This window comes from Pseudomonadota bacterium, from assembly GCA_039028155.1.
Taxonomy (GTDB): Bacteria; Pseudomonadota; Alphaproteobacteria; order SP197; family SP197; genus JANQGO01.
Genome location: JBCCIS010000058.1, coordinates 12,726 through 27,552, shown reverse-complemented (window position 1 = coordinate 27,552; position 14,827 = coordinate 12,726). Strand labels below are relative to the sequence as shown.

The 14,827-nt window shown below is 62.8% G+C and carries 13 protein-coding genes; 9 read left to right on the top strand and 4 right to left on the bottom strand.

What is annotated here, in order from left to right; genetic code table 11:
• Positions 1-137: 137 nt before the first annotated feature.
• Positions 138-1,061, top strand: a complete 924-nt coding sequence (gene gcvA, locus AAF563_21730) for a transcriptional regulator GcvA (GenBank protein MEM7123911.1) — start codon at positions 138-140, stop codon at positions 1,059-1,061.
• A 6-nt stretch (positions 1,062-1,067) separates the two neighbouring features.
• On the opposite strand, the gene AAF563_21725 is transcribed toward gcvA, so the two are convergent.
• Genes AAF563_21725 through AAF563_21715 form a run of 3 tightly spaced genes read right to left on the bottom strand, consistent with a single transcriptional unit; the run spans position 1,068 to position 4,796 of the window.
• Positions 1,068-2,096: an NADP-dependent oxidoreductase gene (locus AAF563_21725; protein MEM7123910.1), complete on the bottom strand. Its 1,029-nt coding sequence runs from the start codon at positions 2,094-2,096 to the stop codon at positions 1,068-1,070.
• A 42-nt stretch (positions 2,097-2,138) separates the two neighbouring features.
• Entirely contained in the window at positions 2,139-3,095 is a 957-nt protein-coding gene (locus AAF563_21720) for a 3-hydroxyacyl-CoA dehydrogenase NAD-binding domain-containing protein (GenBank protein MEM7123909.1), read from the bottom strand.
• Positions 3,096-3,119: 24 nt separating this feature from the next.
• Entirely contained in the window at positions 3,120-4,796 is a 1,677-nt protein-coding gene (locus tag AAF563_21715; protein MEM7123908.1) for an AMP-binding protein, read from the bottom strand.
• A 186-nt stretch (positions 4,797-4,982) separates the two neighbouring features.
• Here AAF563_21715 and AAF563_21710 point away from each other — a divergent pair, with 186 nt between their 5' ends.
• The 8 genes from AAF563_21710 (at position 4,983) to AAF563_21675 (ending at position 13,833) form a co-directional block, all read left to right on the top strand.
• Positions 4,983-6,815, top strand: coding sequence for a HAMP domain-containing sensor histidine kinase (locus AAF563_21710; protein MEM7123907.1), 1,833 nt, complete (start codon positions 4,983-4,985; stop codon positions 6,813-6,815).
• Positions 6,812-7,747, top strand: coding sequence for a DMT family transporter (locus AAF563_21705; GenBank protein ID MEM7123906.1), 936 nt, complete (start codon positions 6,812-6,814; stop codon positions 7,745-7,747). Before AAF563_21710 ends, AAF563_21705 begins: the two co-directional genes overlap by 4 nt.
• Positions 7,748-7,825: 78 nt before the next feature.
• Entirely contained in the window at positions 7,826-8,587 is a 762-nt protein-coding gene (locus AAF563_21700; protein ID MEM7123905.1) for an SDR family oxidoreductase, read from the top strand.
• The gene (locus tag AAF563_21695) at positions 8,584-9,345 is read left to right on the top strand and encodes a glucose 1-dehydrogenase (GenBank protein ID MEM7123904.1); all 762 of its coding nucleotides are present in this window, start codon (positions 8,584-8,586) and stop codon (positions 9,343-9,345) included. The genes AAF563_21700 and AAF563_21695 overlap by 4 nt, the downstream gene beginning before the upstream one ends.
• A 2-nt stretch (positions 9,346-9,347) precedes the next feature.
• Positions 9,348-10,754 (top strand): amidohydrolase, encoded by a 1,407-nt coding sequence (locus AAF563_21690; GenBank protein ID MEM7123903.1) that lies wholly within the window; start codon positions 9,348-9,350, stop codon positions 10,752-10,754.
• Positions 10,751-11,752, top strand: a complete 1,002-nt coding sequence (locus AAF563_21685; protein MEM7123902.1) for a GTP-binding protein — start codon at positions 10,751-10,753, stop codon at positions 11,750-11,752. The genes AAF563_21690 and AAF563_21685 overlap by 4 nt, the downstream gene beginning before the upstream one ends.
• 99 nt (positions 11,753-11,851) lie before the next feature.
• Positions 11,852-13,465 (top strand): CYTH and CHAD domain-containing protein, encoded by a 1,614-nt coding sequence (locus AAF563_21680; protein ID MEM7123901.1) that lies wholly within the window; start codon positions 11,852-11,854, stop codon positions 13,463-13,465.
• Positions 13,462-13,833 carry a cytochrome c gene (locus tag AAF563_21675; protein ID MEM7123900.1) on the top strand — a complete coding sequence of 124 codons (372 nt, stop codon included), beginning with the start codon at positions 13,462-13,464 and terminating at the stop codon, positions 13,831-13,833. The genes AAF563_21680 and AAF563_21675 overlap by 4 nt, the downstream gene beginning before the upstream one ends.
• Here the strand turns inward: AAF563_21675 and AAF563_21670 are convergent.
• Entirely contained in the window at positions 13,830-14,774 is a 945-nt protein-coding gene (locus tag AAF563_21670; protein MEM7123899.1) for a LysR substrate-binding domain-containing protein, read from the bottom strand. The genes AAF563_21675 and AAF563_21670 overlap by 4 nt on opposite strands.
• Between the last annotated feature and the right edge of the window lie 53 nt (positions 14,775-14,827).

Below are 14,827 nucleotides of genomic sequence, written 5' to 3'. Positions count from 1 at the left end.
TCTCGCTTCTCCTTTGGCCAAACCCGCCTCCGGGCTTGGCCGGCGACAGGCGTGTGTTGCTTCGTGTTTCAATCTGGCCTTGAAACGCAGTCGTTACAAACGAGATAAATAGGCAGACATTTTAAGGAAAACTAAAAATGCCCGAGCGAATGCCATCGCTGGGCGCGCTCCGGGCCTTTGAGGCGGCGGCGCGCCACTTGAGCCTGACCCGCGCCGCCGAAGAGCTGCATGTGACGCCGGCCGCCGTCAGCCACCAGATCAAGGTTCTCGAGGACGACCTCGGTCTGCGCCTGTTTGACAGGGAGAACCGCCGGCTCTCGCTGACAACCGAGGCGCGCGCCGGGCTCGACGAGTTGCGGCGTGGTTTTGACCTGGTCACGGACGGTGTCCGGCGTATTCGCGAAAGCCGCGCAAGCCCGCTGCTGCGCGTGACATCGGAGACCACCTTTGCCGGCAACTGGTTGGTGCCACGTCTGGCTGATTTCCGCGCGACATGCCCCGATCTCGATGTACTGATCGATGCGTCGGACGGTCTGGCCGACTTTGAACGGGGCGGCGCCGACATCGGCATCCGTTGGGGCAGCGGCAACTACCCGGGCCTTACCGCCGAAACCATCTTCGGCGAGGAGACCGTCTTCCCGGTATGTCACCCAAACCTACTCAAAGGCGAGCATGGCCTGAGAGAGGCGGCCGACCTTGCACATCATACGTTACTGCACCTGGACTGGCCGATTCAGTACAGCCATTGGCCGAACTGGACCACGTGGCTGGCAGCGGCCGGTGTTGATGATATCGACGCAGCCCGCGGCGTGCGTTTTACGGCCCACAGCAATGCTATTCGCGCGACGCTTGAAGGTCAGGGCGTGGTCTTGGCCACGTTGTCACTGGTCGGTGACGACCTGCGTTCAGGCGCTTTGGCGCGCCCGTTCGATCTTTCGCTTCAGGCGGAGACCCAGATGTACCTCGTGTATCGGCCCGACCGCGCTGACGAACCGGCCATCAAGGCGTTTCGCGAATGGGTGCTCATGGCCGCCCAGGAGGCTCTCGCCGACTGGACCTAAGCGGTGCTAGCTCCGTGTCGGGTCGTCGCCGATCCTGACCAGTTGCTTGCCGAAGTTCTTGCCCTCCATCAAGCCGGCGAAAGCCGACGGTGCGTTCTCCAGGCCGTCGACGATGTCCTCGCGGTACTTGATGCTGCCGTCTTGCACCCACCGGGTCAGGCGCTTCAGACCCTCGTCGTAGCGATCGCGCCAATCGAACACCAGAAGACCGCGCATGGTCGCGCGCTTGACCAGGAAGTGGCGGAGGTTGCGCGGCCCCATCGCCTGTTCGGTGTCGTTGTACTGCGCAATCTGACCGCAAATGGCGACGCGGGCGCCGAGCGCCATGTTTTCGAACGCGGCGTCTGAGATAGGTCCGCCGACATTGTCGAAGTAACAATCGATACCGTCCGGGCAGGCGTCCGCCAGCGCCGTCGACATGTCCGCCGTCTCGCGGTGATCGATGCCGGCGTCGAAACCCAGCTCGCCGGTGATGAAGTCGATCTTGGCCTTGGAGCCGGCGATGCCGACCACGCGGCAGCCGCCAATCTTGGCAATCTGGCCGACAATGCTGCCGACAGCACCCGATGCGGCGTTAACCACCAGCGTGTCGCCGGCCTTGGGGCACAGCACGTCGAGCGTGCCAAAATAGGCGGTCAGACCGGGCATGCCGAGCACGCCAAGCGACGTCGAAATTGGCGCGGCGCTTGGGTCCAGTTTTCGCAGGTCGCGGCCATCGGCAAGCCCATGGGTCTGCCAGCCGGTATGCGCCGCGACAAAATCGCCTGGCGCAAATCCGTCGGTGTTGGAGGCCACGACCTCGCCGGCGACCTCGCCGACCATGACCTCGCCGATCTTCTGCGGTTCCGCGTAAGAGGGGCCCGGACGCAGGCGGCCGCGCATATAGGGATCGACGGTCAGGTAAATGCCGCGGACCAGCACCTCGCCAGGCCCAGGCTCGGGCATCGGCGCCTCGACGAGGTCGAAGTGTTCGGGGCCGGGTGCGCCGACCGGGTATTCCTTCAAGACGAGTTGGCGGTTGCTGTTGGCTGTCATGGTCCTCTCCGCTCTATCCTGTTGTATCGTTGTGCGAACCTTCTATTTGGCCGCGCCCGTCACCTTGTTGAAGTGCTGCAGGAAGCCGACCAAGGCTTCATCACGCAACGCGTTGAGCTCTGGCGTCGACCGGTCGCCCTGAAGTCGATCGCAGCCGCCGACCATTTTCTCAATCAGGCTATCGCTGATTGGCGGTGAGGGCAGGCGGGTCCAGTCGTCGGAGACGCTGGGGTCAAAGTGCTTGAGGAAGTGCCGCATGCCGCCTTCGCCCCCTGCCAGGTGGAACAACAGGCAATAGCCCATGATCGCCATGCGCGGCCCAAAACCGTAGACGATCGATTCGTCGATCTGTTCCGGCGTCGCTTCGTCCGCATCGACCATATAGAGGATCTCGTTCCACATGGCCTGCTGCAGGCGGTCCGCGATATGGCCCAACACCTCACGGTCCATCTTCAGTGGGTACTTGCCGGCATGCCGGTAGAATTCGACCGCCCAGTCAACGGCCGCCGGATCGGTCTTCTTGCCGCCGACGATTTCGACCAGGGGCATCAAATAGGGCGGGTTGAAGGGGTGCCCCAGCACCATGCGTGACGGGTTGTCCGACTTCGCCTGAATGTCTGACATCAGGAGGCCGGAAGTGCTGGAGCCGATCACCACGTCATTCGGCATGGCCCGGTCGAGATCGGCATAAAGCTGCTGTTTGAGGTCGATCCGCTCGGGCGCACTTTCTTGAACAAAATCAGAATTTTCGACTGATTCATTCAAGTCAGTCGAGAAGCTGACGCGCTCCCGCGATGCACCGTCGGCAAGCCCCATCTTCTCCAGGCTTGGCCAGGCTGCGTCGATGATGCGATGCATCTGGCCTTCGGCTTCGGCATTGAGGTCATAAACAATGACGTCGTAGCCGTGGGCAAGGAAGTGGGCGGCCCATCCAGCGCCGATGACGCCGGCGCCTACACACGTGACCTGGCGGACATCCGCAGGGTCGGGTCGTGACATCGCAGTTACTCCGGTTAGAGGGGGTCAGCCGGTGGCGCGGTCGAAATCGGCCTCGCCCTCGGCCAGATTGTTGGCGCGCTCACGTAACGCAAACTTCTGGATCTTGCCGGTCGCCGTTTTGGGCAAGGGTCCATAAACAATAGTTTTCGGTGCCTTGAAGGTGGCCATTTGAGCGCGGCAGAAGGCGACGATATCGGCGGGATCGGTGGTCTCGGCGTCCGGTTTCAAGGTCACGAACGCGCAGGGGCTTTCACCCCACTTCGCGTCGTCGCGCGCGACAACAGCCGCCTCCATGACCGCCGGGTGCTTATAGAGGGTATCTTCGACCTCCAACGAGCTGATGTTTTCGCCGCCAGAGATGATGATGTCCTTGGACCGGTCCTTAACCTGGATATAGCCGTCCGGGTGCATGACGCCGAGATCGCCAGAATGGAACCAGCCATCAGCCAGATCGCGTAGGGTGGCCGACGGGTTCATCAGGTAGCCGCGCATGACCGTGTTGCCGCGCAACATGATCTCGCCGATCGTCTCGCCGTCGGCGGGCACCGGCTCCATGGTCTCCGGGTCGGCTACCATGTAGCCGGCGACCATGGGGTGGCGCAGCCCCTGACGCGCCATCAAAGCGCTCAGCTCGTCGGCCGATTTGCCGTCCCAGTCATCCTGCTCGGCGGATATGAGCGCCGGGCCATAGGTTTCCGTCAGTCCGTAGAGATGAACGATCCTGAAGCCCAGTTCGCCCATACCGGAAATTACCGCGCTGGGCGGCGCCGCGCCGCCGGTCGCCATGGTGATGGTCTGTGGAAAGGCACGCCGGACCTCTTTCGGCGCGTTCAGGATCATGTTCAGAACGATCGGCGCGCCCGACATATGGGTGACATCGTGCTCGACGATCAGCTCGAAGATCTTCGCCGGGTCGACCTTGCGCAGCAGGATGTGTGTGCCGGCGAACGCCGTAACGCCCCAGGAATGGCACCAGCCGTTGCAGTGGAACATCGGCAGGGTCCACAGGTTCACCGTCTGGCCGGTGAAGCCCAGCATCATGCCGTTACCGATGGCGTTCAGATAGGCGCCGCGATGGTGCAGCACGACGCCCTTCGGATCGCCCGTGGTGCCCGATGTGTAGCACAGCGATATCGCCTGCCATTCGTCGTCGACCGGATCGAAGCGGGCGTCGGGATCACCGGTCTCCAGGAACGCCTCATACGTCGTGTCGCCGAATGAGGGATCGTTATCGGTATCGGGGTCGTCAATCGCGATGACGGTGATCGGTGCCGTGTGGTCGGCCAGCGCCTGTTTGACCGCTTCGGTGAACTCGCGGTCGACGATGATGACCTTGGAGCCGGCGTGGCCGAGCATGAAGGCGATCGAGGCCGCATCCAGCCGGAAGTTGAGAGCGTTCAGGACCGCGCCGGCCATGGGAACGGCGAAATGGGCTTCCAGGAGCGCCGGCCCGTTCTGGGCGATGATCGCGACCGCGTCGCCCTGGCCGATCCCCAGCTTGACGAGGGCGCTGGCGAAACGCCGACAGCGCGCCAGCATCTGGGCATAGGTCGCCTGGCGGTCGTTGTAGACCCACGCTGTTCGGTCCGGATAGACCAGGGCGGATCGCTCGACAAAGTCGACCGGGCTCAACGGCGCATAGTTTGCCGGGGTCTTTTCGAGATCAACTTCGAAGCGGTTCGACGGGTCCTTGCCTGCCACGCTTTTGCCCTCCCAGACGCTCAAGTGCGGCCGGATGCCCCCAGCCTTGTTCTCGTTGCTATGTACGCGGCGGCCGGGGCGGCTGCAAGAGGCGGTTGGTGAGTCGCCTCAACAGGAATATCGCGGTATATCATAGGTGTTCGGCGGGCCCTACGTGGGGTGACGGCGCTGCTTAGAGGCGGATGTGTGACGGAACTCTATCCCAGATATCTCGATAGGCTTTACCGCGGCGATCGCCTGGCCGAATCGGTCGATCCCCTGCCTTACCGGAACTATGTCTGGTGCCGTGTCATGACCGCCCTAGTCCTGGCGGTGCTGTTCCCGATCTATCTGCTTTATCGCGACGCGTTAACGATTGGTGAGTACGCCTGGTTCGCGGCGACAATCGCGGTCCCAATCGCGATGGTCCTTCTGTTGCGCGTGGCGCACAAGCTGTTCGCCGTCCGCATGACTGGCGCGCTCTTGATCACGGCGCTGGTCGCTTTCGGCTGCTGGGGTACCGGCGGCCTGACATCGTTCATGATGCCGCTGTTCCTATACGTTCTGTTGGAGGAGGTCGTCGCGGGCGACCGGCGCGGCATCGTCTTGACGGCTGCCATGGTGCTCGTGGCCGCTGTCATCTTGGGCTTGGCAGGCGGCAACGGCCTTTTGCCGGCCAGCGTGGTTCCCGAGCACCAGGCCGCGACGTTGTTTCTTGTTTCTTTGGTTCTGATGGGCCTGAACATCGTCATTGTGGCCCATGCGGCGACCGGCATCGGCGCGATCCGAGAACACGAAACCGCCGCGACGCAATCGCGTTACCGCGAACTCTTCCAGCAGGCGCCGATTGCCATCTGGGAAGAGGACTGGTCGAAGGCCAAGGTCGAAATCGAACGTCTACGTGACGACGGCATCACCGACTTCGACCTTTACTTCAAACTGAACCCAGAGGTCGTGAAGCAAATCGCCAACGACGTCGAGATCATCGATTTCAACGAGCAGACGGTTGACCTTTACCGTGCGCCTAGCCGCGAGGCGTTTCGCGCCATGGCCGAGATCGACTTTCGGACCGAGGACGAAGAGGTCGCGTTTCGCGATACGCTGACCGCGTTCGCGGCGGGGGACAACAGCTTCTTCGGGGAGGTCTGGGAACAGACCTACGACAAGCAACAGATCTGTGTCCGGAACACGGCGTTCATTCCCGATGTCTATGGCAACGATTGGGGCCGCGTGATTCACGCGCTTGAGGACGTAACGGAAGGCAAGGTCGCGGTCGAGGCGTTGCGTGACGCCAAATTGCGGGCCGAGCAGGCCAACGAGGCCAAGAGCCAGTTCATCGCCAACATGAGCCATGAACTGAGAACGCCACTGAACGCGATCATCGGTTTCTCCGAACTCCTACAGTCCGATATGGGCATCAACTTCGACCATGAACGGGTGCGTGAGTATGCCGGTGACATCAATGTCAGCGGCAAGCATCTGTTGGACCTGATCAACGACATCCTGGATTTCGCGCGGATCGAGTCCGGCCGCATGACCATCCACCGCAGTTTGATCGACCTGGAGGAAGTTATCACCTGGGCGGTCACCTTGGCGCGGCAGTCGGCGATCAACCGCTCGATAGAGATAGAAGTCAACTGCGACCCCCACATCCCGCAGTTCATGGCCGATGAGCGGGGATTGCGTCAGGTTCTGTTGAACCTGCTGACCAATGCCGTGAAGTTCATCGACCGCAAGGCGGGCGGGCTGGTTAAGGTCACTGCGAGCCACACCGTGGAGACGATCATCATTACCGTCTCCGACAACGGTATCGGCATACCCAAAGACAAGATCGGCACGGTCATGGAGCCGTTCGGCCAGGCAGACTCGACACTTGCCCGGCGTCACGAAGGGGCCGGCCTGGGCCTTGCCATCACGCGATCGCTGATCGATCTGCACGACGGTGAGATTGCCATCGAAAGCGAGGTCGGCGTCGGGACGACCGTAACGGTGCGTCTTCCCGCCGCCTTGAACGCCGACAGCATCGTCGACGTGGCGTGAGCGACGGCGGGGTCCGGCCCGAATCGGGCGGCGCCGGACTCAAGGGTATTCTCTGCATGGCGGCCGGTTGCGCGTTGGTCACCTTCAATGACGCGATCCTGAAATGGCTGACCACGGACATGCCGGTCGGCCAGATCATGTTCATTCGTGGCCTGTTCGTCTTCCTACCGGTATTGCTGCTGGCCTGGCATGAAGGCGGCCTTTATCGGTTGCGCGTGCGCAGTCCCCGCGGCCAAGCCGCGCGCGCCGCGATTGTCGTCACTGGCATGTTCCTGTTCATCACCGGTTTGAGCCTCTTGCCGTTCGCCGAGGCAATCGCGCTGACCTTCGCCAGCCCCTTGTTTGCGACCGCTCTCGCGGTTCCGTTCCTGAAGGAAAAGGTCGGCTGGCGACGCTGGACCGCTGTCGGCGTTGGCTTCGGCGGCGTGCTCGTGATGCTGCGGCCCGGCGAGGGCGCTCTCGCGCTGGCGGCGCTTCTGCCCTTGGCGGCGGCGGTGACCGGCGCGCTACGTGACATCGTCACCCGCCGCCTGAGTGTCTCCGACAGTTCGTCGTCGATCCTGATGGTCTCGACCATCGCGGTCACCCTATGCGGGTTGCTGACATGGCCCTTCGGGTGGCCGACCCCCACCTGGCTGGAACTGGCGCTTCTGGCACTTGCCGGCATGCTGTTGGGGGCCGCCCAGTACCTGATGATCGAGGCGGTCCGCTTGGCGGAGGTCGGCCTGGTCGCGCCTTTTCGCTATACCAGTTTGATCTGGGCATTCTTGATCGGCTTTGTCGTGTTCGGTTCGGTGCCCGATATCTGGGTTGTGATCGGCGCGGTCGTTGTCATGTTGAGCGGCCTCTACATCCTGCACCGCGAAGGACGTTTCGGCCGAAGGCCAAGTGTTCCCGATCGACCGGAGTCGGCGCCAATTGATCGAACCTGACAATAAACCGCTCGATCGCCTTGGCACGCGCATCTGTTTCGTCTGTAATGCCGCGACACGTTGCGGGTAGGGAGGTTCATGGGTCGGGTTGACGACAAGGTAGCGCTGGTGACCGGCGGCGGATCCGGTATCGGCGCGGCAACCGCGCAGATTCTTGCGGGCGAGGGTGCGCGCGTCATGCTGGCCGACATCGATGACAAGGCGGCGGCCGACGCGGCGGCGGCTATCGGTGATGGCGCGGCGTCATCGCGCCTGGACGTCACCAAGCAGGATGACTGGGACCGCGTCGTTGCCGAGACGCTCGACGCGTTCGGCGGCTGGCATGTTCTCATCAACTGCGCCGGTATCCTGCGACGTGGCAGCATCGAGGCGACATCTTTGGAGGAGTGGTATCAGGTCATCGACGTGAACCTGACGGGCACGTGGCGCGGCTGTCGGCTGGCCGTCGCGCACATGCGCGACAACGGCGGCGGATCGATCATCAATCTATCGTCGGTGTCCGGCATTGTAGGCGACGCTGACTTGTGCGCCTATGACACCAGCAAAGGCGGCGTGCGCCTGCTGACGAAGTCAATCGCCCTCTACTGTGCCGAGCGAAATCTGGGGATACGATGTAACTCGGTGCACCCCGGCGTCATCGAAACACCGATGGTGCACAACTATATCGCCGAAAGCGACGACCCCGTGCGCGAGCGTGAGACTTGGGATGGTTACATGCCCGTCGACTTTCAGGGGACTGCCGAGGATGTCGGCAACATGATCCTCTATCTCTCGGCAGACGAGTCCCGCCTGGTGAACGGCGCGGAAATGGTTATTGACGGTGGGACGACAGCAGGATGAGTGGACGGCTGAAAAACAAGGTCGCGTTGGTCACGGGCGGTGCATCCGGCCTAGGTCGGCAAAGCGCCGTTCGCATGGTCGAGGAAGGCGCCCTCGTTTGCGTCACCGACATCAACAAGGATCACGGTGAAGAGACCGCGGCCCTGCTTGGCGAGCGTGGTTTCTTTCTGGCGCATGACGTCAGCGACGAGGCCGCGTGGAAGCATGTCATCGATACGGTGCTTCGGCGCTTCGGCAAACTGAACATCCTGGTCAATTGCGCTGGTATCGGTCTGGAGAACGATTCCATCGGCGATTGTGACGACCAGGTCTGGAATGCCGTCATGGACGTCAACCTGCATGGCACGTTCCTGGGATGCCGGCTTGCGATCGAGCCGATGCGCCGCGCGGGCGGCGGCTCGATCATCAACCTTTCATCGGTGCTTGGACTGCGTGGTGGCTCGGACACATTGGCCTATTGTGCGAGCAAGGGCGCTGTCAGGCTGTTGACCAAATCCGTCGCGGTCTATTGCGCGACGAAGAGAACGCACGTGCGCTGTAACTCGATCCATCCGGGCTACATGCTGACCAATATGGTGCGTGACTATGCCGAGTACTTCGCGCAAGACGAGGCGATAGCGCTTACCGCCTTGCACCCGATCGGTCGCATGGGCGATTCCGATGATATCGCCCACATGGTCGTTTACCTGGCCAGCGATGAATCGACATTCGTGACGGGTTCGGAAATGGTGGTCGATGGCGGGTACACCGCGGGGTAGCAATGGACGACAGAACAACCGCAGCGACGCGTGAGGCTTGGGCGGGCCTGCGGACCGATATCGAATCCATGTGCACCGGCATCTGGGAGCATCCGGAGTTGCCGATGATGGAGTATCAGGCCGAAGCCGGGCTGTCGGCTTGGCTCGCCGATCATAAGTTCACGGTCGAGCGTGGCGTCTGCGGCATCCCGACGGCGTTCCGCGCGGTCTGGTCAAACGGCGAGGGGCCGACGTTGGGCCTGTTGGCCGAGTACGATGCCTTGCCGGGTCAGGGCAACCTGGCCGAACCCCGGCGCGCGCCCGATGGCCATCGCGCCGGCCATGCCTGTGGCCACAACCTGATCGGCGCGGCGAATGTCGGCGCGGCGATCGCCGTGCGCCATGTCATGGAGGCGCTTGGCCTGGGCGGAACGTTGGTCGTGCTAGGCACGCCCGCGGAGGAACTGCTATGGGGCAAGATCGCGATGTTCGAGCGCGGCGCCTTCGACGGCATCGACGCGCTCCTGACCAGTCACGGCGATCAGCAGAACGGTGCGATCTCGCGCCCCTGCCTGTCGTGCGTCTCGGCGGAGTTCGTGTTCTCCGGCGTCTCCGGCCATGGCGGGTCTAGGCGTTCGCAAAACGCCCTGGATGCGGCCGAACTGACGGTCCAGACGATGGAGCGTCTGCGCGCCCATCAGTACAACGATGCGATCATCGGTCACGTGTTGCGCGTTGCCGGCTTGATGCCCAGCATCACCTGCGACGAAGCACGCCTGTGGATCACGGTGCGCCACGAGAACTTCGAACGTGCCGAGGAGGTCTACAATCAGATCCTTCCCATGGCCGCGGACGCCGCGCGCTACACAAACACGGCGTTCTCGGAACAGTTTATCTCGGCGTCCCGCGGTTACCTGCCAAACCACACGCTGGGCCGTGTCCTGCAGACGCACCTTGATGTCATCGGGCCGCCCGCGTGGAGCGACAACGATGTGGCCTTCATGGCCGAGCTGTCGAAGGCCTGCAGCCCGCAGATGGATGTGGTGCTGGACCGGAAGACAAAGTTGCATACCGAGGGCTGCGATCCCTTCGGCCAGGACGATGGGGAGGCCAGCTGGTACATCCCGCTCGCGCGCGTCAACTGGGCAGAGCCCCTGGGTGTGCTGTTCCACAACTGGGCGACGACGGCGATGTCCGGCCACACCTCTGGCATTCAAGGCGGTCTGATGGCGTCTGAAGGCCTGACGCTGACGGCGATCGAGCTGCTGGGTTCGCCCGCCGTGATCGCGGAGGCCAAACAGGAGCTTGTCGAGCGCGTTGGCGGCCGCAAGCTGTCACCGCCTCGTTCCGGCGGCTTCGATCTGATGACGACTGCGCCGGAGACGTTCTGGGACGGCACCTGGCTTTCGGGTGACCGGTTGGCATCGTGACGGCGCGTGTCGTTCCGGAGGCGCCGATCCCGGTAACCGTGATCACCGGTTTCTTGGGCAGCGGCAAGACGACCTTGTTGCGCCATTTGCTTGGTCAGCGGGAATTGGCGGACGCTGCCGTCATCGTGAACGAGTTTGGTGACGTCGGGCTCGATCACCTTCTGTTGGAACGCGGTGATGAATCGACGCTTCTGCTGGATAGCGGTTGCCTCTGCTGCACGCTGCAGGGCGACCTGGTGACGACGCTGCAGAGTTTGCTGGACCGGCGAGTGAGAGGCGAGATACCCGCGTTCTCGCGCGTCATGATCGAAACGACCGGTCTTGCCGATCCAGGCGCGCTTATCCGCATGTTCTGGAGCGATCCGTTGCGCCTCTCGCGCTACACGTTTGATCGCACAATCACCTGCATCGACGCCGTCGCCGGTGTCGCGAGCCTGGCCAAGAGCCGGGAGGCGCGGCGCCAAGTCGCCTTTGCCGATGTTCTGGTCGTCACCAAAACCGATCTGAGCACCGCGGATGCCGTGATAGCCGAAGTCTTCGCGGTTAATGCCGAGGCAATAATCGTCACGGCAACCATGGGCAATGTGCCCGTCGATGTCTTGCTCGCCATGCACGGCCGTGCAGAAGCCCCAGGACTTGATGGAGATTCCGCCCCGTCAACCCATCGGCTCAGTGACATTGTGACGGTTTCATGTACGCACCATGAGGCGGTGGCGTGGGACCGGCTTGAACATGGTTTGGCGGAGCTGATTGCGCGTTTTGGCGCCGATCTTCTGCGCCTGAAAGGTCTGATTCTTGTGGACGAGGTGGATGGACTGGTGCGTATCGACGCCGTTCAGGGGTGTTTCCACCGGCCTGCTGTGACGGACATGCCGTCCCATGAAGATGGTGCCTCGCACGTCGTTGCGATTGCCCAGTCCGTCGACGAGGTGCAGTTGCGTCGCGATCTCAAGAGTCTGTTTGATCTTTCGGCTGAGCAAGTACTCCATACGGCATAGCTGCTTTGTCTTGACCCCGACGGTGAATGTCGTCAAATGCGTCGCGGAGGGACGCGGTCATGAGTTTGTGCTGGTGGGCATACCGGCAACGAGGTGGTGTTGAACCTTCAAGATAAAAAGAAGTCATCGTCGGCGCGAGCAGACGACGAGCAGCAAAAAGAAATCGAACTGAAGCTGCGTACGGACGCCGAAGGCATGGCGATCCTGCTGGAAACGCCGCGACTGATGGCGGCGGCGCGTGACGGCAAACGCACGCACATGCATGCGGTCTATTACGACACGCCCGAGATGACGTTAAACGGTCGCGGCGCCTGCTTGCGTGTGCGCGACGAAGACGGGCGTTTCGTTCAAACGGTGAAGTCGGCCGGGCGCCGAGCGGGCGCCATGGACCGCGAAGAGCGCAAGGTCGAGGTCCCCGGCTTTGAACCGCATCCCGAATGGCTGGATACGGTTAGCGCGGTTGCCGACTTGGACAACGAACCGTGCACCGGCCTGCGCCCTGTCTTCACGACGAAGTACGATCGTCTGGTCAGTCTGTTGACCTATGAAGGCGGCGACGGTCGTTCGTCGCTGATCGAGATTGCCTGCGACCGCGGCATCATCACGTCCGATGCGGGCGATGTGCCAATTCTGGAGATCGAATTGGAACTGCTGCAGGGCGACCCGGGCGCTCTCTACGAGTTGGCTCTCGAGCTCCACAGACACTATCCGCTGCACGTCGAGACACGCAGCAAGTCCGATCGCGGCTATGGCTTGATCTCCGGCGCGCCGCCGCCGTGGCGTACGTCTGAAAAGCCGGCGCTACCGCTCGAGATCACCATCGGCGATGCGCTCGCGATGGTCTTCCGGACGGGCTTCTCGAATTGGCTCACCAACGAGGCTGCTGCGGTCGACGGCAGCGACCCCGAAGGCGTGCACCAAATGCGGGTCGCGCTCAGGCGATTGCGCTCCGCACTCGTCGTTTTCGGCCGCTTTCTGCCCGACGGCCAGGCGAAGTGGCTGAAGGCGGAGTGCCGGTGGCTTGCCGGATGTCTTGGTCCGTCCCGGGATCTCGACGTCTTCTTGACCGAGATTCTCGATCCTGTCGTTGAGGCGAACCCGGGCGACCGCGGCCTGCTCGGTCTCCAGCACCGCGCCGAGACCGCGCGCGCGCATGCCTATGAGACGCTGCGTCACGCCATCAACTCACCGCGATACGGACGGTTCGTGTTGGACTTTGGTCTTTGGCTCGAGCGAGGCTCGTGGCGCAATCATGTCAGTAAGAAACAGGCCAAGCGCCTAGAAATGCCGCTCAGGCGGCGGTCCGCCAAACTCTTGTCGCGTCAGTACCGCGACGTCATGGAGTTGGGTAATCACGTTGTCACGGGCACCGACGAACAGCGCCACGAATTGAGGATTGCCATTAAAAAGCTGCGCTACTCGATCGACTACATGCCGGCCGATAAAACCGACAAGCGCCGTCGCCCGTTTCGCCAGAGCCTCTCCCGGCTTCAAGATGATCTCGGCGTGATGAACGACATCGCGGTGACGGAGGAGCGGCTTGCGACTCTGACCGCCGATCCCGCCGACGGTGCGGCCGGATCTGACCTGGTCCGGGCCGCCGGCCAGGTGCTCGGCTGGTGGGGTGGCATTGGCCAGCAGCGCAAGGCCGATCTTGGCGCGGCATGGGAGCAGTTTCAGTCCCGTGAGCCCTTTTGGTTGGAGGCGATGTGACGGCGAGCGCACGTTTGAACCTGTGCGCCGCGGCGCGGCGCGGGCAAAGACGGTTGTTTGCTGGCGCGTTGGTTCTGAACCTCAGCACCGTCAACGCCATTGCGCAGGCTAATCCGGACGTTGAGACGGGACGCGTCCTGGCCCAGGAGAACTGCGCGCGCTGCCACGCGGTCGGTGTCAATGGCGAGAGCCCGCATGACGAAGCGCCGCCGTTTCGCGATGTCGTCCAGCAATGGCCGCCGGCCCATCTCGCCGAGGCGCTTGCGGAGGGCATCGTTGTCGGTCATCCCGAAATGCCGGAGTTCACCTTCTCCGAAAGCGAGATCGACGCGCTGATCGCCTATCTGGAAAGTCTGGCCGGGTCCTAGTCGTTGCCCGCGAGCGGCGCTTGGTGGTTGCCCTGGATCGGGAAATCGGCCGCAAGCGCATCGAACAACCAGGTGTGGAAAGCCGTGACATCTTCTCTTTGGCGTTTCGCGTCCGGGATCAGCAGGTAGTAGGCGCAGTCTGTCGCCAGGCTGCTTGGAAGTGGCCGCACCAGGCGGCCGGTTGCGATGTCGTCATGGGCGATGGACGTGGTGGCGAGTGCAATGCCCTGGCCGTTCCGTGCGGCGTCCATGACAAGCGTGCCGGCAACGAACCGGGGACCGCGGGCCGCGTCGATCCCTTCATGCCCCGTCGCTTGCAGCCATGTCGCCCAGTCCGGCCAATCCCATGAGCGCGGCGCAGCGTCATAGTGGAGCAGAGTGACCGTCTTAAGGTCATTGCCGTTTTCGAGACGCTTGGCGGTCTCGAGGTCACAGACGGGGAAAATCTCTTCATCTATCAGCTTGACGCATTCGCATCCGGCGACATTCGCGAGGCGGCCGTAGTCCAGCATCAGATCGGCAGACGGCCGGCGCGTGTCCGCCCGCTGCGCGCTGGCGTCGATGGTGATGTCGATATGCGGGACCGCACGGCGGAAACCGTCCAGTCGCTGGACAAGCCAGGTCGCGGCGAAGACCGGTTCGACCGCGATGATCAGTTCGTCGCGTCGGCGTCGCTGGTGCAGCTGCGCGACCGTGCGGGCAATCTGGGCAAACGCGGGTTCCAGGCCGGCATAGCAGCGCTCACCGGCGGCGGTCAGGCGCAGCCCACGGCCGTCTCGTTCCAGCAGCACCACGTTCAAGTCTTCTTCCAGCCGCGCCAACTGCCGGCTGACGGCGCCGGCAGTGACACTGAGTTCGTCCGCCGCTGACCCGACCGAGCCGGTCCGCGCAACCGCCTCGAAGGCGCGCAAGGCATTGAGGGAGGGCAGACGATCGCTCATCACTCAATTGTTGAGGTTTTCGCAACTAAAGTCACGCAAAACTCGATTGTTGG